At 48.3% G+C, this 20,352-nt stretch carries 19 protein-coding genes and 1 tRNA gene; 12 read left to right on the forward strand and 8 right to left on the reverse strand.

All coding sequences use genetic code 11. The features are described 5' to 3' along the window. Nucleotides 1–94: 94 nt before the first annotated feature. From KKE17_08415 to KKE17_08425, 3 genes are all read right to left on the reverse strand, one after another. Nucleotides 95–171: transfer RNA gene (locus KKE17_08415), tRNA-Arg, on the reverse strand. Between the two features lie 54 nt (nt 172–225). Continuing rightward, the gene (tilS, locus tag KKE17_08420) at nt 226–1,659 is read right to left on the reverse strand and encodes a tRNA lysidine(34) synthetase TilS (GenBank protein ID MBU1710011.1); all 1,434 of its coding nucleotides are present in this window, start codon (nt 1,657–1,659) and stop codon (nt 226–228) included. 159 nt (nt 1,660–1,818) lie between these two features. Then, nucleotides 1,819–2,250 (reverse strand): ACT domain-containing protein, encoded by a 432-nt coding sequence (locus KKE17_08425; GenBank protein MBU1710012.1) that lies wholly within the window; start codon nt 2,248–2,250, stop codon nt 1,819–1,821. A gap of 386 nt (nt 2,251–2,636) precedes the next feature. Here KKE17_08425 and thiF point away from each other — a divergent pair, with 386 nt between their 5' ends. The 5 genes from thiF (at nt 2,637) to KKE17_08450 (ending at nt 7,079) form a co-directional block, all read left to right on the forward strand. After that, entirely contained in the window at nt 2,637–3,440 is an 804-nt protein-coding gene (gene thiF / locus KKE17_08430; protein ID MBU1710013.1) for a sulfur carrier protein ThiS adenylyltransferase ThiF, read from the forward strand. 2 nt (nt 3,441–3,442) lie between these two features. Beyond that, nucleotides 3,443–3,646 carry a sulfur carrier protein ThiS gene (gene thiS, locus KKE17_08435; GenBank protein MBU1710014.1) on the forward strand — a complete coding sequence of 68 codons (204 nt, stop codon included), beginning with the start codon at nt 3,443–3,445 and terminating at the stop codon, nt 3,644–3,646. Nucleotides 3,647–3,648: 2 nt separating this feature from the next. Beyond that, the gene (locus KKE17_08440; GenBank protein MBU1710015.1) at nt 3,649–4,416 is read left to right on the forward strand and encodes a thiazole synthase; all 768 of its coding nucleotides are present in this window, start codon (nt 3,649–3,651) and stop codon (nt 4,414–4,416) included. A gap of 128 nt (nt 4,417–4,544) precedes the next feature. Then, nucleotides 4,545–5,696: a 2-iminoacetate synthase ThiH gene (thiH, locus tag KKE17_08445; GenBank protein MBU1710016.1), complete on the forward strand. Its 1,152-nt coding sequence runs from the start codon at nt 4,545–4,547 to the stop codon at nt 5,694–5,696. A 93-nt stretch (nt 5,697–5,789) separates the two neighbouring features. Further along, a complete protein-coding gene (locus KKE17_08450; GenBank protein ID MBU1710017.1) occupies nt 5,790–7,079 on the forward strand; it encodes an IMP cyclohydrolase in 1,290 nt (429 codons plus the stop codon). A gap of 24 nt (nt 7,080–7,103) precedes the next feature. Here KKE17_08450 and KKE17_08455 read toward each other — a convergent pair whose 3' ends face one another. The 3 genes from KKE17_08455 to KKE17_08465 all read right to left on the reverse strand — a co-directional run bounded on the left by KKE17_08455 (nt 7,104) and on the right by KKE17_08465 (nt 10,518). After that, nucleotides 7,104–7,322, reverse strand: coding sequence for a hypothetical protein (locus KKE17_08455; protein MBU1710018.1), 219 nt, complete (start codon nt 7,320–7,322; stop codon nt 7,104–7,106). After that, a complete protein-coding gene (locus tag KKE17_08460; GenBank protein MBU1710019.1) occupies nt 7,294–9,534 on the reverse strand; it encodes a response regulator in 2,241 nt (746 codons plus the stop codon). Before KKE17_08460 ends, KKE17_08455 begins: the two co-directional genes overlap by 29 nt. A 186-nt stretch (nt 9,535–9,720) precedes the next feature. Then, the gene (locus KKE17_08465; GenBank protein MBU1710020.1) at nt 9,721–10,518 is read right to left on the reverse strand and encodes a septal ring lytic transglycosylase RlpA family protein; all 798 of its coding nucleotides are present in this window, start codon (nt 10,516–10,518) and stop codon (nt 9,721–9,723) included. A 277-nt stretch (nt 10,519–10,795) separates the two neighbouring features. On the opposite strand from KKE17_08465, the gene KKE17_08470 reads away from it, so the two are divergent. The 5 genes from KKE17_08470 (at nt 10,796) to pyrF (ending at nt 15,381) form a co-directional block, all read left to right on the forward strand. Further along, nucleotides 10,796–12,451, forward strand: a complete 1,656-nt coding sequence (locus tag KKE17_08470) for a CTP synthase (GenBank protein ID MBU1710021.1) — start codon at nt 10,796–10,798, stop codon at nt 12,449–12,451. A 127-nt stretch (nt 12,452–12,578) separates the two neighbouring features. Next, nucleotides 12,579–13,403 carry a 3-deoxy-8-phosphooctulonate synthase gene (kdsA, locus tag KKE17_08475; GenBank protein MBU1710022.1) on the forward strand — a complete coding sequence of 275 codons (825 nt, stop codon included), beginning with the start codon at nt 12,579–12,581 and terminating at the stop codon, nt 13,401–13,403. Nucleotides 13,404–13,418: 15 nt separating this feature from the next. After that, complete coding sequence (locus KKE17_08480; protein MBU1710023.1) at nt 13,419–14,063, forward strand: HAD-IIIA family hydrolase; 645 nt, start codon at nt 13,419–13,421, stop codon at nt 14,061–14,063. Further along, nucleotides 14,060–14,620, forward strand: coding sequence for an LPS export ABC transporter periplasmic protein LptC (gene lptC, locus KKE17_08485; GenBank protein MBU1710024.1), 561 nt, complete (start codon nt 14,060–14,062; stop codon nt 14,618–14,620). The genes KKE17_08480 and lptC overlap by 4 nt, the downstream gene beginning before the upstream one ends. A gap of 47 nt (nt 14,621–14,667) precedes the next feature. Then, nucleotides 14,668–15,381, forward strand: coding sequence for an orotidine-5'-phosphate decarboxylase (pyrF, locus tag KKE17_08490; protein MBU1710025.1), 714 nt, complete (start codon nt 14,668–14,670; stop codon nt 15,379–15,381). 9 nt (nt 15,382–15,390) lie between these two features. Here the strand turns inward: pyrF and KKE17_08495 are convergent, their stop codons facing one another. Continuing rightward, a complete protein-coding gene (locus KKE17_08495; protein ID MBU1710026.1) occupies nt 15,391–15,726 on the reverse strand; it encodes a hypothetical protein in 336 nt (111 codons plus the stop codon). Between the two features lie 226 nt (nt 15,727–15,952). Between KKE17_08495 and KKE17_08500 the strand changes: the two genes are divergently transcribed. Next, nucleotides 15,953–17,092: a class I SAM-dependent RNA methyltransferase gene (locus KKE17_08500; GenBank protein ID MBU1710027.1), complete on the forward strand. Its 1,140-nt coding sequence runs from the start codon at nt 15,953–15,955 to the stop codon at nt 17,090–17,092. Here the strand turns inward: KKE17_08500 and KKE17_08505 are convergent, their stop codons facing one another. Further along, nucleotides 17,093–17,536: a hypothetical protein gene (locus KKE17_08505; GenBank protein MBU1710028.1), complete on the reverse strand. Its 444-nt coding sequence runs from the start codon at nt 17,534–17,536 to the stop codon at nt 17,093–17,095. It lies immediately after the preceding gene. Between the two features lie 629 nt (nt 17,537–18,165). Here KKE17_08505 and KKE17_08510 point away from each other — a divergent pair. Further along, the gene (locus tag KKE17_08510) at nt 18,166–20,244 is read left to right on the forward strand and encodes a cache domain-containing protein (protein MBU1710029.1); all 2,079 of its coding nucleotides are present in this window, start codon (nt 18,166–18,168) and stop codon (nt 20,242–20,244) included. The last annotated feature ends 108 nt before the right edge of the window (nt 20,245–20,352 follow it).

Genomic DNA, 20,352 nt, shown 5'->3' on the forward strand with positions numbered 1-20,352 from the left:
CGGCATGACACCGGAGTTCAATCTTTATTCCGTTAAAACAGGGTAAAAAAAAAGGAAACCGGGCAGATTCGCCTGATTTCCTTTTTATCTTTCATGGTGAGCTGAGCGGGATTCGAACCCACGACCTTTAGCTCCGGAGGCTAACGCTCTATCCATCTGAGCTACCAGCCCATGAAAATGCGTAATGGAGAACCGTAAATACCATTTTAACGATTTTTCGTAAAGCTATTTCACCTCAGTGCAAATGCGGGACACCCGCAAAACCTTTTGGGTCTTGGTGTTTACCCGAAAAGCATGCGAAGCCCGCAACCCGAGAATACCCATTATTCGGTCTTCGGCCACGAGCAGAGGATACAGATGCCTGTCTTGTTTCGGCACCTTTTGATCAATAAAGAAATCATTTATCTTCTTCGTCCCCGGAGCACCCAGAGGACGAAACCGGTCACCAGACTTTACAGCGCGCAATTGCAGCGGAAAAGAGATGTCTCCGGCATCGAAATAATCAATCCCGGCCGCAGCCATCTCCTCTTCCGAGGGCAGAGCATCGATCAATTCGCAGGTGATCTCGATGCCGATCTCAGAAACCGCATAAATCCCTGCACTGTTGATCTCCACTTGATAATCCTGCTTCTCACCCCTCAAACTGCCGCGAACCGCAAGACGTCCATGAGGATAGGTGAAAATAATTTTATCGCCGTTTTTCTGAACACGCAGGCCCTGCGCCAGATGCACTTCTCCAAAGCCTGGTGTTTTGGAAAGATTCAAGATCTGCTTAATCTGCCTGCTTCCCGGCCTGTTGTCCATCTTCCACAACAACAATTCCAGCACTCTTCGCTGAAGCGCTGGATGCAGACCAGAAAGACCAACTCCATCAATTTCAGCACGTGGCAATTGGTTCGACTCTTCATTTACTGTGACAACAGTATTAAAAGCCTTTATCGCCAGGTCATCTAAAAACTCTTCCTCGGAGCGTAAAATTTCCGCAGTGCGAACCAGGGTTTCCCTGATGCCCGGATTAAATTCATTTTCCAGAAAAGGCAGGAGTTCATGGCGAACCCTGTTTCGTAAATAGTTACGATCAAAATTAGAAGAATCCACAGAATAACCAATATCCATCTCATCCAGATAGGCGATAAGCCGATCCTTGGTAATCCTTAAGAAAGGGCGGATAACCAAACCATCGCGCAGATAATCCATGCCGGACAAACCCTTTCTGCCGGTTCCCCTGATCAGGCGGAGCAACAGCTCTTCGGCCTGATCGTCGGCAGTATGCGCAACAGCAATTTTGTGCGCAGCATACTCACTCAACACATCATTAAAGAAGCTGTATCGCAGAATACGTGCCGCATGCTCAATGGAGAGACCGTGTTCCTTTGAGTAAGCCTGTACATTAATTTGTTTTGATACAAAGGGAATATTGAGACGGGCTGCGGCCGCTGAAACCGCTTCTTGTTCATCTGTCGCTTCCTGGGGCCGCAAACCGTGGTTTGCGTAGGCAGCTACAACAAAAAAGGACAATTCAGGGGCGAGGGCCGCAAGCACATGCAGGAGCGCAAGGGAATCCGGACCTCCAGAGACGCCGATAACAACACGATCTCCGGGAGTTACAAGCCCATGGTTCTTGATAAAGAGCCGCGTCTCTTTCAGAAGGGGATGCATGGAATCGTGCCAACCTTATATAAAGGAAGTCAAATGGTGATGAAATCGTAAGAAGACCGATTTCATCGACTTGCATTGTAACCTGTTGATGTTGAGTGTTGAACCTTTTGCTGCAGCGACTTTTCGAAGTCTCGCTACTTACGCTTATCTACAACCCCATCAAATAGTGCTTACTTCTTCGTCGCTTAATACCCTTATCCCTGCTTTTGCAAGAGCTTTTGCGGCTTTTTCATCGGCATTGATCCGGAAAATAATCAAACCGCTTTCACCGCTTTTCTGCGTAAAAGCGTAAAGATATTCAACACTGAGACCAACATCGGTAATGGTTTTCAGCACACTTGCCAGACCGCCCGGCTTGTCCGGAACCTCAAGGACCAGCACCACATCGGAATGAACCTTAAAGCCGTTTTCCAAAAAGAGCTGCCTGGCTTTTTCAGTATCGTTGACAATCAACCGCAGTATGCCGTAAGGACCTGAATCAGCCAGAGAGAGCGTGCGGATATTGATGCCGTTCCCGGCAAGAAGATTGGTAATATCAACCAGGCATCCTGATGCACTATCAAGGGCTATGGAAAGTTGTTCAACCTTCATGTGTTCCTCTTCTGTTTATCTGGCAAATACCGGCCATATTTTCAACATGCAGCAGTTGGTTCAGAGATGCAACATCCACTGCTGAAAAACACAACTCCAATCATAGGCGGCGTTTTTACCATGAATTGCAATAATCTTCAAGTTGCAGTAATTCATGGATGAACGCCTCGTCATCCGCTTATCCCGGATATGCCGGCATCCGGCATGAATTGCCTTGTTTCCTGCCCTTGCTTTTTATTGGAAGAAAGGCCCTGCCTCCTCAAAAAGATATACCATCGTGGTTGAAGGTAAGGTATGTTTACTTTTTTATTTTTTACAAATTTATGATGAGTATAGAGAGTGTTTTGTCCTACTCTTTTGCAATACGCCTTTCCGGGAATCCATAAATGCTTTTTATTAATGAACGCAAGTTTAATTATAAAAAGGGAATGCGTTTGGCAGACCTGGCCGACGACATCAAGCCCGGTGCTGATCTCTTTATTATCAACGGGTTTCCGGCCTCAGCCAACACAGTGCTGAAAGACGGCGACAAGTGCTGGATCATCAAAAAAGGCGAGATCCCCGGAAAAGACGAGATTAATCATCTGCTCTATGCGCGGCACACCCCGGGGGTCCAGGATAAAGTAAAAAATGCCGTGGTCGGCATTATGGGTCTTGGGGGACTCGGCTCGGTTGTTGCCATCGCTTTGGCAAGAATCGGTGTAGGCAGGCTGCTTCTTGCTGATTATGATGTTGTCGAACCGACCAATCTGAACCGCCAACAGTACTTCATGGACCAGATCGGCCAGAAAAAAACCGTGGCGCTCAAGGCCAACCTTGCACGAATCAATCCGTATGTAGTAATTGAGACGATTGACCAGAAACTTACCGAGGATTCGATCCCGGAACTATTCAAATCCGTTGATGCCCTGGCGGAATGTTTTGATGTGCCCGACATGAAGGCCGCTGCTTTTCGGGCGGCGCTTACCGGTCTTAACGGGGTTGGCTATGTGGGATCATCGGGTCTGGCCGGGCACGGGGCGAATAACACTATTACCACGAGGAAACTGTATCCTAATGTATACATTGTCGGCGACGGAACTTCTGCCGCCTGCGAAGGACAAGGCCTCATGGCACCACGCGTTGGCATCGCCGCCCACCACCAGGCCAATAAAATTCTTCAGATACTTCTGAAAAAAGGACGAGCTTGACCATGAATGCAATTACTGTAAACGGCGAAAGAAAAGTAATACCGCCCGAAACAAAACTTATAGATCTCATCATCCAACTGGAACTCGACCCTGACACAGTTGTTGCCGAACTTGACGGCAAAATCCTCAAAAGAAACGACTATGATGCAATTACACTCAACACCGGAGCGGTTCTTGAGTTGATCCGCTTTGTCGGGGGAGGATGATAATGCTGACTATCGCCGGCAGAACTTTTCAGTCCCGTCTTTTCACCGGAACCGGCAAATTCGCTTCAGCGGCCGTAATGAACCAGGCCATCGAGGCTTCCGGATCAGAAGTGGTCACCGTTGCCCTGCGCCGTGTAGACCTCAATGACCCAGGAGATGACATCATGGCGGTGCTGGACAGAAAAAAATATCTCTTTCTGCCCAACACATCAGGAGCACGGGACGCGGCAGAGGCAATCCGTCTTGCCATGCTTGCCAGGGCTTCAGGGGGTGGAGAATGGCTGAAGCTTGAAGTAACCCCTGACCCAAGAACCCTGCTTCCTGATCCTATTGAGACGTTGAAAGCAACCGAAATCCTTGTCAAAGAGGGGTTCATCGTTCTTCCCTATATGAACGCCGACCCCATCCTGGCGCTTCGCCTTCAGGATGTCGGTGCTGCCGCGGTCATGCCCCTGGGATCTCCCATCGGCACCAATCAAGGTATTCTGACCAGATTTCAGATTGAAATTATCATTGAGCAGGCGCGGGTGCCGGTTGTGGTGGATGCAGGCCTCGGGGCCCCTTCCCATGCTGCCGAAGCTATGGAAATGGGCGCTGACGCAGTTCTTGTCAACACGGCCATCGCGGTTGCTGCAGATCCTGTCAGAATGGCCAGGGCCTTTGCCGATGCTGTTCATGCAGGCAGAGAGGCCTTTGAGGCAGGGCTCGGAGTTTCGGACAGAAAAGCCTCAGCCTCCTCCCCGGAAACAGGGCTGGATTTTTTACGGTAAACTAATTACGTGAGGAGTGAGGTGTGAAGAGTGAGGTGTATATGTTGAATATCACCATGTTTGTTCTTACCCCTCACCCCTCACTCCTCACTTTAAGTGATGTCATAATATCCACAGGCAACTGATTAATGATTGAATTACCTTCAACACAAACCCTGGCGAAACGCATCGCCTCGAAAACCGCACAGCAGGTTGAGAATGCACTTGCCTCAGTCCGTCCTTCCATTGAGGATCTGGCGGCGCTGCTTTCCCCGGCGGCCGAAGAATATATTGAACAGATGGCTGAAAAATCAGCCGAAATAACCGCCAGGCGTTTCGGCAGAACCATCCAGCTTTACGCGCCGGTCTATCTCTCGAATCTCTGCAGCAACCGTTGCGCCTATTGCGGTTTTTCCGCAGACAACAGTATCCCCCGCCGGACACTGACCCTTGATGAAGCCGAAGAGGAGGCAATGATCCTCCATGGGCGCGGCTTCAATCACATCCTGCTGGTTTCAGGCGAAGCGCCCGGAGTGCTCGGATTTGAGTATCTTAAAGCACTGACCCTGCGATTAAAAAACAGATTCGCCGCCATTTCCATTGAAGTGCAGCCGCTTACAACGGAAGAATATGCCGGACTTTTTGCTGCAGGCATCACCGCTGTGGCGATCTATCAGGAAACCTATGACCGCAAAACCTATGATCAGGTCCACCTGTCAGGCCCCAAAAAGGATTACGATTTTCGGCTGGAAACTCCTGCCCGGGTCGCACAGGCCGGCATGCGCGAACTGGGAATCGGATTCCTTCTCGGTCTTTCAGACTGGCGGGCCGAAAGTCTTGCCATGGGATTGCACCTACAATTCCTCCGGAAAAAATTCTGGCGCACGGCGTTGACCGTTTCATTTCCCAGGCTGCGACCGGCGGAAGGTAATTTCATCGCCCCGGCCCCGGTTTCTGAAAAAGAACTCACACAAATGATCTTTGCCCTGCGGATATTTGATCACGACGTCGGCCTTGTGGTCTCCACCAGGGAACATGCCCGTTTCCGCGATGGCATGATCGGCCTGGGACCGACCCGTTATTCAGCCGGTTCCTGCACCGCGCCGGGAGGCTATGGAAATCCTCAGGAAAATACCGGGGAACAGTTCGCCATCGGCGATCAGCGATCCCTTGATGAGGTAAGCCAGGCAATCAGAAATAAGGGACACGATCCAGTGCTGAAAGATTGGGACGCGGTGTTTCAGAAATCAGGAGCCAGAAACCAGAAGACAGAAACTGGAACAAAACAGCAGGCGGCATGAGCCATTGAGCCTTGAGAATGTAGAATCAGGATTGGTCTCCTGATTATGAATATTAAGTAAATGATAATACTTGAGTAAAGGAGAAGCTGAACCATGCAGAATCTTAAAAAAATGTACACAACCATACTTGGCGACCATTTCCCCCTGGAAATGAAAATCTCATTCGGCGACCAGACCCTGGTTTACCGGAAAAAAACCTGGAAGATACCCCAGGAGGACGGGACTTTTGACGAACGGGGCGTTAGATATGGAGAAAATCCGGACCAGGAGGCAGCGCTGTATGAATTAACCAACGGCAACCTGATGCTGGGAGACTGCAAATTCATCGAACCGGGAAATGCCCTGGTGAGCGGCATCAATGTCGAGGACATGCTGCAGGTTGGCAAACATCCCGGCAAGATCAATCTTACTGATATCGACAACGGACTCAATATCCTCAAATATCTGGTGGACCGACCGGCGGCAGTCATTCTTAAACACAATAACCCCTGTGGCGCCGCATACGGCGCATCCCTTGCCGAAGCCTATGACAAGGCGAACAGATCCGACAGAATTGCCGCCTTCGGCGGCGCAGTGATCATGAGCAGGTCCGTTGACAAGGCAACCGCCGAGGCATTGAGCCGGAATTATCTTGAAGTTGTCTGCGCTCCGGACTTTGACGCCGGAACCCTGGATATTCTCAAAGCCAGAAAAAATCTCCGGGTAATAAAGATTGCACGAATCGACCGTCTGGCCGACTTTGAAAAATTCCGCTATGTCGACTTTAAAAGCTTGATCGACGGCGGCATTATTATTCAACAGTCAGCGGTGAATTCCATCCGCAGCGTTAAAAATCTCAAGCCGGCAATCACTGAATACAAAGGCGAAACCTATAAAGTGGATCGCGAGCCGACCCAGAGAGAAATCGACGACATGCTCTTCGGCTGGGCAGTTGAACACGGGGTAACTTCAAACTCGGTGATCTATGTAAAAGACGGCTGCACCGTGGGCATCGGCACCGGCGAACAGGACCGGGTCGGCGTTGCTGAAATCGCCGTCCATAAGGCCTACATCAAGTATGCGGACATCCTGTGCTTTGACACCTACGGAATTCCATACTCAGACATGGCGCTTGAAATCGAAAAAGGTGAGCGGGATATCGCTGACAAGGAAGCCATCGATGCAAGGACCAAAGCAGACAAGGCTGGATTACCGGGTTCGGTGATGATTTCCGATGCTTTCTTTCCGTTCAGGGATGGTGCTGATGTCGGGATCCGCCAAGGTGTAACAGCCGTTCTGCAGGCAGGCGGTTCAGCAAGAGACTTTGAGACGATTCTGGCGTGCAACGAAGCTGATCCGCAGGTGGCAATGAAGTACACCGGACAACGCTCTTTTAAGCATTAACGAGCATCTTAACAATTTTCAATTTCAGGATTTCCTGATGGCGGCTTGCGCCTGGCCCGAACTGCGAAGCGATCCGGCCAGGAGCAAGCGGAATTTCATCGTCCGGCGAAGAAGTTCGGAAAAGCCAAAGCATTCGAGCCTAAAAGAAATCCTTAAAATTGCTGAATAACTTAAGCCCTGCCTGGTGATCATCGTATCCCTGTGCAGGGCTTTTTTATCGCCGATATTTCTCGATAATATCAACCAGACCTTCCACCTTCATGGGCTTAGCCAGATAATCATCCATACCGGCTTCGATGAAACGCTCCTTGTCGCCCTGCATTGCATGGGCGGTAAGCGCGATAATCGGAATCTTCGGATTAAACCCTGCCGTCTCCCCCGCCTCTCTGATTCTGCGGGTAGCTTGCAGGCCGTCCATCTCGGGCATCTGCACGTCCATGAGGATCAAGTCAAATGAATCTTTCTTAAGCGCCTCAAGGGCCTCAATACCGTTTTCAACCGCAACATAATCATACCCCTGCCTTTTTAACAGATGGCAGGCAAGCTTACTGTTTACCGCATTATCTTCGGCAAGCAATATCTTGAATTTCTTGGCATCAAGGGGATGTTCGCTATGTTTTGTGAGAACCCGGCCATCTTTGGGGTGCTCCAGAGCAAGCAACATGGTCAACACTTTGAGCAATTCATCACCCTTGACGGGCTTGGTCAAATATCCCTCAATACCTAATTTTGAGGCATGTGCCACATCGCCGCGGAAGCCGATGCCGGTCACCATTACAATATGGATCTGATTCAGTCGACGCTCCTCACGAATCTGCCGCACCAGTTCAAAACCGTCTTTTTCAGGCATGTCGATATCAACGAGCATCAAATCAAAATTTTTCTGCCCGGTCAAAACGTCCAATGCCTCATCTGCACTTGAGGCCTCGACAATAATCATCTTGTTCCGCTGAAGTATACCCTTCAATATCGTCCGGTGGTCAACGTTATCATCGACAATCAATACCAACCTGCCGACAAGTATCTTCGCATCCACTGGCTTTGTATCCACAACTATGGGCTCTCCCGTCTCAAGGCAGGCTGTAAAATAAAACGTGCTGCCCTTTCCCGGCTCACTTTTCACGCCGATATCACCGCCCATGATCTCGGTTATTCGTTTTGAAATAGTCAGTCCCAGACCGGTACCGCCGTATTTTCTGGTTGTTGAACCGTCAGCCTGGGTGAAGCTTTCAAAAATCGATTCAAGCTTTTCTCTGGGAATGCCTATCCCGGTGTCGATCACGGAAAACAATATCTTCTCAATGCCGTTTCCCAGATCCGCACTGCCACCAGTCACCGGACTCACCGATATGACAATCCTGCCCTGTTCGGTAAATTTGATTGCATTGCCGGTGAGATTGACCAGCACCTGACGAAGCCTTCCGGGATCACCCTTGAGGTATCTCGAAACCCTTTGATCCCTGCTAAAGCTCAGGGAAAGATTCTTTGCTTCCGCCAAAAGGCCCATGGGCTTGACAATATTTTTAAGCAGCTCATCAAGATCAAAACAAACTGTTTCAAGCTCCATTTTACCGGCTTCAATCTTGGAAAAATCAAGGATATCATTTATTATCGTAAGCAACGCTTCTCCGGACCCGTATGCCGCCTCGAGAAAATCCCGCTGTTCGTGTGAAAGCTCGGTGCCAAGGGTCAACTCAACCATGCCGAGTATGCCGTTCATCGGCGTCCTGATTTCATGGCTCATGCTGGCCAGAAAGCTGCTTTTAACCCGGCTGGCCTCTTCCGCCCTGTCCCTTTCTATTTTGAGATCCTTCTGGGTTTTAATCAATTGCTGAAAAGATGAAATCGCCTTCATTGAACTGAAAACAACCGCAAGCAGAAGACAAAAAGCAAGAGCCGAAGAAATAATCGTCAACTGCCGAACAAGCTTTCCCTGTTGTTTCTTGCGTGCAGTTATATCGTAGTAGATTTCAAAGGCCCCGTAAAATCGGCCATTACGCATAATCGGCACATAAGTTTCCACCACATCCATTGAAACCTTCTGGCCCTCAAGTGAAATTTCATCCTTTTGTACAATCTTTGTATACGCCCCGCCTTTGGCGACAATTTCATGGAAATAGTCATGGGTGTTTATCGTTCCGATATCCTTATCATCCGTTGAAAAAACAATTTCACCGTTTGGCGCAAAAACTTTCAGTTTCATTAATTTAAATTCAACTATCAGGTTCTTCAGATCAGCGAGGCGGTCATCGTCTTCAAGCATATCCTTGAGAGCATGATCCCCCTTGAATGTCGATTCAGCCATATGATCCGCGACCCGGACAGCTTCATCCTCGGTCTGCTGGGCCAGAAGGTCGCTGAAGGACGGGGCAATATAAAAAATGGTGTAAACCGGCAGAAAAACCACCAGGAGGAAGGCGAGGCTAATAATGATCGACAAATACTTAGCTTTCATAATGCTCCAGCATAAAAGACGGAATATCTATAATAAACAATAGAACAAATCAGCTGAATGTAACATGAATAAAATAACCGCATAACAAGTCAAAAGAAAAAACAAAGGATACGCAAGGAATGGACAATTCATCCTGGCTGCGGCTACCACCCTGACCAGGAAACTTTTTTACTGAATATCAAGATCTCACCGCGCCACGACAAAAGCGCCGCTAAATCCTGATCTTTCAAGCACCCTCTCGGCCCTTCTGGCTTCGGAAAGATTTGTCCCGGCCCGGACCTGCACCCGATAGAAGGTTTTTTCGCCGTTATCAAAGACCTGGATCACTGTTTTTCTGCCCCATGAAAGCAACTGCTCCTTCTGACGCTCGGCATTATCAAGACTCTCAAAGGAACCGATCTGTACGTAAAATTCACCTTTTGCAAAATCCTGATGCGGCAGGAACCGCTCAACCTTACGGTTTCCCTGCTGAAACTCCCCGGTTTCTCCAAGGGCAAGTATCTCCACCCGGGCCGTTCCCTGCTGGTCCATTTCCAGTTTTTTAGCGCCGGTAAGGGTCAAATCAACTATGCGCCCCTTGACAAAAGGACCGCGATCATTGATCCGCACGACTATTTCCTTATCGTTTTCCAGATTCTTTACAACAAGCCAGGTATGCATCGGCAGGGTCTTGTGGGCAGCAGTCATGCCGTGCATGTCATAGCGCTCGCCGTTTGAAGTCAACCTGCCGTGAAACTGCTTGCCATACCAGGAGGCGATGCCGGTTTCCGCATACCCCTGGGATGACGGCAAGGGATAATATTTTTTGCCATCGATTTTGTAGGGTCGCTGGGTGGGCGGAATTTTTCCGGAAGGCGGCACCTGCTTGGCAGGGAAAGACGTGGCAGGCTCCTCCGGCGCTCTTTGAGTCAAAGGTTTTGAACCGATGCACGAAGAAAGGAGAAATACAGCGTTGATTAATATGACAATATATGCAAGACGCATAATTTTTGGATTATGGAAAATAGAACAATAAGAATAAATTTATTTGGAAGAAATCGACCTTTTCTCAAACTTTTTATCAGAATTGTTTAACATAATGAGACCGAACCGGCAATGGAATCTCAACCCGCAAAAGCCATCCTTTTCGGGACCTCGCCAACCCCTGGTAAGTTGTTGAAGGATACAACAAATATCCATTGCAGATCCTGTTCATTTATTTTAGATAAATCACCCTCCATTGCTTTGACAAATCCTCCTCTCTTGCTTTATAGTAGTTGCCATGAAAACTCAAACATCCAAACACAAAACAAAATTTATATTTATCACCGGCGGCGTCCTTTCCTCTCTTGGCAAAGGACTCGCGGCGGCGGCCATCGGCGCCCTTCTCGAAAGTCGTGGTCTTTCCATCACTTTCCAGAAACTTGATCCTTACATCAACGTTGACCCCGGCACGATGAACCCATTCCAGCACGGCGAGGTGTACGTAACCGACGACGGCGCTGAAACCGATCTGGATCTCGGCCATTACGAACGGTATACTTCCGCCGTTCTTGGCCAGCGCAACAATTACACCTCCGGCCGGATCTATCACTCGGTTATTTCCAAGGAACGACGCGGCGAATATCTTGGCGGCACGGTCCAGGTAATCCCCCATATTACCGATGAGATTAAAAGCGCCATCCTGCAATTAAACGGTGATGTGGATGTCGCGATCATCGAGATCGGCGGCACCATCGGTGATATCGAAGGGTTGCCTTTTCTTGAGGCCATCCGGCAATTCCGCCTGGATGTCGGCAAACAGGATTCCCTGTTCATTCATGTGACCTGGGTGCCCTATATCAAGACCGCCGGGGAGTTCAAAACCAAACCCACCCAGCACAGCGTCAAGGAACTCCGGGCCATCGGCATCCAGCCCGACATTCTGCTCTGCCGAACGCAAGCGCCGCTCAGCAAAGAACTGAAGGCAAAAATCTCTCTTTTCTGTAATGTTGCCATTGATGAAGTCATTACCGCCCAGGATGTAGACAATATCTACGAAGTCCCCCTCTGCTTTCACAAAGAAGGCCTTGACCGGAAAATACTTGAGCATCTTAACATCTGGACCGGCGCCCCCCGCATTGAACCCTGGGAGAACCTGGTTGAAAAAATACGGCATCCGTCCAAAAAAGTTTTGATTGCAATCATCGGCAAATACGTCGATCTGACCGAATCCTACAAAAGCCTCCATGAGGCCCTGGTTCACGGTGGCGTTGCCAATGATGCAAAAGTCGAGCTCCGATACGTGAGCGCCGAAGACCTGGAAGAAAAACAACCAGCGGAGCTTCTGGAAGGCTGTCACGGAATACTTGTTCCGGGCGGGTTTGGTAAACGCGGCGTACAGGGAAAAATCAATGCTATCACCTATGCCCGGGAAAATAAAATTCCATTTTTCGGGATTTGCCTGGGCATGCAGCTTGCGGTTATTGAATTTGCCCGAAACATCGCCGGCATGAAAGACGCCGACAGCATGGAATTCACCCCTGACACCAAAACTCCGGTCATCTACCTTATGAAGGAATGGTATGATTACCGGACCGGAAAGGTTCAAATCAGGGATGAGACCTCGAATATGGGCGGCACCCTTCGCCTGGGAAGCTACCCCTGTAATCTGTTTGAATCTACTTTTGCACGAAAGGCTTATCAGGTAGAAAGTATCGAAGAACGCCATCGCCATCGTTTTGAGTTCAATCCCCAGTTTCGTGATGAATTGACCGAAAAAGGGCTGATTATCAGTGGTGCGTCCCCTGACAACAATCTTGTCGAAATTGTCGAGTTGGCCGACCACCCATGGTTTCTGGGCTGCCAGTTTCATCCTGAATTCAAATCAGGCCCAATGAAACCCCATCCGCTCTTCAGGGAATTCATTAGAGCGTCGCTCACCTTTTCCGGGGCATGATTTAAGCTCGCCGCGGCAGAATCGCTACGGGGAATGCACCCCAAAATAGCACTTTTCCCGCCCCTTGCGGGGGATAATCTCTGGCAGTTTCTGTTTGAGTTAAACTTATGGAGAATAATCAATTAACATGAATACCGTCTCGATACAGAATCATTTTGAGGTCGGCCCAGGCCGGCCTTTTTTGTTGATTGCCGGCCCCTGTGTTCTCGAGTCGGAGGACATTGCCCATCAGGTAATCGAAACACTGCTGCCCATCACCCGGCAACTCGGGATTTCTTATGCCTTCAAAGCATCATTTGATAAGGCGAACAGGACATCCCTTGATTCTTTCCGTGGCCCTGGGATAGAAAAAGGACTTAAGATTTTAGGCGATATAAAGGAAAAATACAAAATCCCGGTGGTCTCTGACATCCACAGCCCCTCCCAGGCCCGCCAGGCCGCTGAAGTTTTAGACATTCTGCAGATACCTGCCTTTTTGTGCAGACAGACCGACCTGCTGCTGGCCGCAGCTGAAACCGGCAAAGCGGTCAACCTTAAAAAGGGCCAGTTTCTCTCGCCCTGGGACATGAAATACGCCGTGAGTAAAATCAAATCAACCGGCAACAATAATCTCCTGCTCACCGAAAGAGGGTATACCCTTGGATATAACAATCTTGTTGTTGATATGCGTTCATTTCCGGTGATGCGCTCACTGGGATGCCCGGTAATTTACGATGCAACCCACAGTGTCCAATTACCGGGAGGTGCTGGTGGTTCTTCAGGCGGCCAACGGGAATTTATTCCACCCCTTGCCCGCGCCGCTGTTGCAGCAGGCATTGACGGCATGTTCATGGAAGTTCACCCGAATCCCGAAAAAGCACTCTGCGACGGGCCTAATTCCATGCCACTGGACCAGATGGAACAATTGCTCAAACATTTAATTGAAATCCACTCCATTGTTTCCAAATCTTAACTTCCAGGACAAATAATGCCGGACGACACCTGCTCCCCATCAGGAACCTCCTATCCTTCGGATTGTGATATCACCCAAGGACTGCGGGAAAAAGCGTTCTCACGAAAACATTCTGACGAGCGGAGCTACCTGTGGCGCTCCTGCCTGCCAAGGGCCAAACAGATCAAACTGCTGCTCCTTGACGTTGACGGAGTTTTGACCGACGGCACCATCACCTATACCCATGGAGGCGATGAGATAAAATCCTTTCACACCAGAGACGGCCTTGGCCTCAGACTCCTCCAGGAGGCCGGAGTGGAAGTAGGGATCATTACCGCCCGGACTTCTGAGGCTGTGACCCGACGCGCCAGAGATCTTTCCCTTAAATACGTCTTTCAGGGATCCAGAAATAAAATCGAGGCGTATGATACAATAATTTCCGAACTCAAGGTCAAACCTGAAGAAATAGCCTATATGGGAGATGACTGGCTGGATCTGCCGATTCTCACCCGGGTTGGATTTGCAATAACTGTTGCCGACGGCGCAGCAGAAGTCAGAAATGTTGCTCATTTCATAACCTCAAGCCCAGGGGGCAAAGGTGCGGTGCGCGAGGTCTGCGATCTGATCATCGAAGCAAAGGATATGACTCAAACCCTCCTTGAAAAATACACCCACCCATGAGCGGGCCGCGAAACCTTCTCTGGATCCTGCCTTTAATCCTTGTCGCAGCCTCGCCGATCTGGTGGCCGCTGGCGGGGTCTTTCCTGAAACCCCGGGGGGATTTCACCAGTAAAACGAATATGTTGCCTCCCCCACCCAGGACATTTACCTTGGAAGGGGTCAATTACATTCAAACCACAGGCGGCAAAGAGGAATTACGCCTTATCACCAGAAAAATCTCCACTTTGGCCGATGAAACGCAACTTGCCATGGAAGAAGTCCGGGCAACACTCTACAACACCGCCGGAGATCCCCTAGAAATTGACGGCGGCGTAGCCTTTTATGACACCAGTAAACAGATTCTCACCATGCTCGATAATGTCCAGGTCGCCGGGCGAGACGGCTATGAGGTCCGGACCGACGCCTTGCGATATATGGTCAAAGACAGAACAATCAAGTCCGCTGAGCTGGTTGAATTAGAAGGGAAAAATATCAAGGTGAAAGGGCAAGGCCTTTTTTATGATTTGGATACCGGGGCATTCAGGGTCGGCGGAAGAGTATTTTTCGACACCTGGTAAACCCTTCGGTCTTTGCTGACATACATTTACAAATTAAGGAATAACAAATGAACAATAAAAATATTCCCTTAAATGATAGAATAATTCTCGCCCTTGATGTTGACGATGCCGACACGGCAAGGCAATGGGTTACAAGAACCGAATCCCATATTGGTTTTTACAAGGTCGGGCTCCAGCTCTTCATGGCCAGTTATTTTGATATCATTGATTGGCTGGTTGACCGGGGACATAAGGTCATGGTTGACCTTAAATTCTTTGATATTCCCGAAACCGTAAAGCTCGCGGTCAATCAACTCAACAACCGCGGTGTCACCTTTGCCACCATTCATGGCAATGACCCGATAATCCGGGCGGCAATTGAAGCGAAAGGCGACCTGAAACTTCTTGCGGTCACCGTTCTCACAAGTTTCGGCGAAGAAGATCTGCGGGCCATGGGCATGACTCAGAGTATAGAGGATCTCGTCTATTTCCGTGCAAAAAGAGCCCTTGAACTTGGCTGCGACGGCGTTGTATCTTCAGGGCTCGAGGCTCAAAAGCTAAGAAGCGGCTTAGGCGACAAACTGCTGCTGGTAACCCCAGGAATCAGGCCTGGGGCGAATATATCGGAAAACATGGATGACCAGAAAAGGATAATGACTGCTCAGAAAGCCATTCAAAACGGCGCAGATCATGTGGTAGTCGGGCGGCCGATCACCAAGGCCGCCGATCCCATATCGGTAATTGAAGGGATGCAGAAAGAAATATCCGGCATCCTGCTGTAACATTTCAAATCAGCGCAATCGATCAAACACTTCCTGCAAAATTGCAAGATTTTCGCCTTGCTGTTCTTCAACATATTTATAGAAATTGCATTTCAGGCATCTTTTATACTTGTCAAGATACGTTCCGTCAGCCTCTTTTCGTACACAGTTATCACAGAGAGTTCCTTCAACAAACCAACAAACCCGGCCGCCATTTTTCCCGGCATTTAACCCATCCAGCCGAATCTCACCATAAGCCGGGCAAATACCGCATTCAGCTTCCCTGGCTCCCCCTTCGATTCGTCCGCAATTCTTGAACTCCCAGCAATTCAGCTTTACTGCCTCTTCATTTTGAGGACAACTCATTGGCAACCTCCCCGAAAAATTGCACAAAAACCTCGTTCGATCCCCAATTTGGCCGGCGCCTCCCTGCAATAAAAATGTATCTCCTTATTTTTAATCATAAAAACACTAACAATACAACTTATAATTATCAAGATAACCTGACAACAAAATTTGCATTAGTAAAGAAATTTTCATTGCAGAATATCTGCTCTTTTTCAAACGCCCCAGTTGGTGTACTGTAATTCGCATGTTCAACTATGAAAAAACCGACCGTTTTTTTGCCCAGATTGCTAATGGGCTTGAGGAGTTGGGCGCTGAAGAACTCGCATCCCTTGGCGCCCTGAATGTGACCCCTGTTTTCCGGGGAATTGTTTTTGAAGGGGACCGGAACACACTGTACCGGGTGAATTACCAGTCTCGTCTCTGTTCGCGGATTCTGGCGCCGCTCCTTACATTTGACTGCCACAGCACCAAGTATCTCTATCAAACAGCAATCAAAATTGATTGGCCGGCAATTCTCAAGCTTGAACAAACCTTTGCGATCTCCGCTCACTGTGAATCGAGCGCAATCACCCACTCCCAATATGCATCCCTGTGCCTGAAGGACGCCATCGTCGATCAGTTCAGGGAACTTCATGGCTCAAGGCCGAATGTGGAAAAAATTAACCCGGATGTGTCCATTCACCTTCACATAGGAAACAATAAGGCAACAATTTCCCTTGATACCTCAGGAGGTTCACTGCATCGCCGCGGTTATCGGCAGGAAAGCGTCGAAGCCCCGATGCAGGAGACCCTGGCCGCAGCAATTGTTGCTGAATCCAAATGGAATGGGCAACAACCTCTTCTTGACCCGATGTGCGGTTCCGGCACTCTGCTTGCCGAAGCATTAATGAAATTTTGCCGAATTCCGGCGGGCTATTTTCGCGAACGCTTCGGGTTTGAAAACATGCCGGATTTTGATGAAAAAATTTGGGATGCGGTAACAAAAGAAGCTGACGAAAATATTCAGCCACTCCCCCAAGGCTTAATCCAGGGAAGCGATATTTCTAAAATAGCAATTGATTCGGCACGGGCGAATCTCAATCTCCTGCCTGGCGGCTCGGACATTGAACTGACAAAATGCCGATTTCAGGATATCGACAAGGTCGAAAACCGGGTGATCATCACAAACCCGCCCTACGGTATACGACTGGGCCAGAAAGAAGAGGCAGGACAACTCATCGGTGACTTTGGGGATTTTCTCAAACACAAGTGCAAAGGGTCAACCGCCTTTCTCTACTTCGGAGATCGAGCCCTTCTGAAAAAAATCGGCCTCAAAACTTCTTTTAAAAAACCCATGGCTGCCGGTAAGCTTGACGGGGTGCTGGCCAAATACGAAATGTATTAATTATATGGTCTGAACTTTACGCCAGCCTGCTTGTTTTAATTTCTGCACCCGGTGGATATTCCACCTTTGAATCGTCTCGAGATATTTTTTCTGGTCCTCCTTGCTGAGGGCGACCATCCCTGCCCGTTCCTCTTTAATGTCTTCCTGTTCCCCCGGATACAACTCCTGCCAGCAGGCAAGGCCTTTATCAAATAAATACCCGGGATTGATATTCTCTGGATCGTCAATCATCTTGGTTGCTGCGAGCATCTTGGCTAAAGGGATATCATATTCAATAACCCAACCGTTATCCGCAAGCATCGCTTCTTCATCAAAAGGCTCATCCCCCGGACACTTCGGGCAGAAAAGCCGGGAAAGAACTTCAGGAAGCATCACATTATCTTTCAGAAAAAACTGAACCTTTGCCCTACCGCACTGACATTGTTTTCTGACGTCTATACACATTTAATCACCTATTAGTGTTTTTATGCCTCCCCATTATTTTCCGGGTGAACCATAGCAAGTTTTGTTATTTGATGATTTCTTTCAAGCTCAAAGTTTTGTGCCCGTAATTTTGGTACTTTGGTTTTGCCTGACTTCCTGTCGTACACTCATCGCGCCTGATGGCTTCACTGTGCCCGCAAGCCCCCGTCTGGAAAACACAACAAAAAGAGTTGCTGAGATGCCCGCAGTTTTGAAAAAAACTGATAATAAACTAATAGCCTACTTATTTGCAGAAATAATTATCTATAATGTCTCCGGGTTGTTCTATTCAAACCAGCGAAACATTTTCATAAAATCCATTCTCCTGCATCTCTTTCGAGTCAACACCACAACCATATCTATCAATTGAAGCTAATCCATAGGAAAATTCTATCTAAAACTCTGCAGCCTTCATTATTCATTGACCTGAGCCTTTTTTTTTGCGAAAATATACCCGGTAAGAATTAAAAAAATGACAAGTTACATGTCAGGATTTATCCAAATTATTACCAATTCGTTGACCATACCTTTTTCGCCATTCTTCGGTCAGGCAATCTTATCCTTCATCCAACACAAAATTAGTAAACAGTCTTTACTAAAGGAAACAAACAATGTTTAAAAATCTCAAAATCCGCTGGAAATTTTTACTCAGTTCCTTTGCTGTATTGTTGTCCTCTGCGGCACTGATTACAGTCTTCATGGTTGTCAGTATCAAGAAAAATGCCGCTGCCGACATCCTGGTATTCCGCACCGAGGAAATAAATAAAGTCCAAACCAGTCTTAAAAACTATGTTGATATCGCCTACGAGACCATTGATTCAAATTATAAAGATGCCCAGGATAATGAATATCTGAAAAAGCGTTACGGCAATCGCCTGAAAAATATTGTCGATGTTGCAGAATCCATAACGCTTAAAGCTATGGAAGCCGCAAAAAAAGGAACTATTTCTGAGGAAGATGCCAAACAACAAGCCATAGATGCCATTCAGACAATACGCTTTGACAACGGCACCGGATATGTATGGATCAACGACATTGGCACTCCCTATCCCAAAATGGTCATGCACCCGACTGTACCGGCGCTCAACGGCAAATTGCTGGATGATTCGAAATATAACTGCGCCTTAGGAAAAAAAGAAAATCTGTTTAAGGCAATGGTTGATGTCTGCCTTGCCAATGGTGAAGGCTTTGTTGACTATCTCTGGCCTAAACCCACCAAAGAGGGATTAACCCAAGAGCAGCCCAAACTTTCGTATGTTAGACAGGTCCCTGCGTGGGGATGGATCATTGGGACCGGAATTTATGTCGATGATGCGATCCCGGATGCTATTGAAAAAACAAAGTCTGATCTCAGCAAAATGCGTTACGACAACAGCACCGGGTATTTCTGGATCAATGATACCGGTGCGCCGTATCCTAAAATGGTTATGCACCCAACCGCCCCGGCGCTTAACGGCAAAGTACTTGACAATCCCCAATACAATTGCGCCCTCGGCAAAAAAGAAAATCTGTTTAAAGCCATGGTTGATGTCTGCCTTGCCAATGGTGAAGGTTTTGTTGACTATCTCTGGCCCAAACCCACCAAGGACGGCCTTACCGCTGAGCAGCCGAAACTTTCGTATGTCAAACTCTATAAACCTCTCAGCTGGATTATTGGAACCGGCGCCTATATTGATACTATTGAGGCCGTTGTTTCCGAAAAAACCGCAGAAGTTAACAGCAGAATAAAACTGCTTCTGATAAATATCTTCGCAATTGTACTGACAATATCGGTGCTCGCCTTCTTCGGTCTGTGGTACATGGCGAAAAGAATTACCAATCCTCTGGATGACTGTTCGGCGTTTGCCAAAGAACTGGGATCAGGAAATTTGAACGCCAGCATAGATATCCACAACAAGGATGAAATCGGTCAACTTGCCACATCCATGCGTGAAATGGGAACGAGCCTTAAAACAGCAATGGAAGGTGTTTTCTCAACCGCCGGCTCTCTGTCAGACGGCGCTTCAGATCAGGCCTCATCATTGGAAGAGATATCTTCATCCCTTGAAGAATTGTCAGCTATGACCAGACGGAATGCCGAAGGAGCAGGGGAAAGTGATCGCCTGATAAGCGAAACACATCAGGTTGTTCAGGAAGCAAATCATGACATGGCCAAACTCACATCATCCATGAAAGAGATTTCCAAATCAAGCATTGAAACCCAAAAAATAGTTAAAACCATCGATGAAATTGCCTTTCAGACAAATCTTCTGGCTCTCAATGCCGCAGTTGAAGCTGCAAGAGCCGGTGAAGCAGGAGCCGGTTTTGCCGTTGTAGCCGACGAGGTCAGAAACCTTGCCTTGCGAGCTGCAGGGGCGGCCAAGGATACTGCCGGACTTATTGAAGAAACAGCTAAAAAAATCAAAGAAGGTGACAATGTTGCAATGTCAACAAATGAAGCCTTCACTCGAGTTGCAGACAATATCGACCGGGTAAAAAACCTGATGGGGGAAATTGCTCAGGCATCCAAAGAACAGGCAAACGGCATTGAGCAGGTAAACTCGGCGGTCTTAAACATAAACAGGGTTACCCAGGAAAACATGCTTCATGTTCAGGAGCTTGTCGAAGCCTCGGACAAATTCATGGGAAGCGGCGATGCCAGTTTCGCCGAACGCGATGAGACAAAAAGAACAACACGCCTTTTAACTTAGGCAGGAGATTTTTTTATAATACGCTGTATTTCCGGCGCCTTGGGATATTATCTCAGGGCGCTTTTTTTCACCCTCCTTCCCTATTCCGCCTTGCTATCTTCCATCCGA

This window comes from Pseudomonadota bacterium, assembly GCA_018823135.1.
Lineage (GTDB): Bacteria > Desulfobacterota > Desulfobulbia > Desulfobulbales > CALZHT01 > JAHJJF01.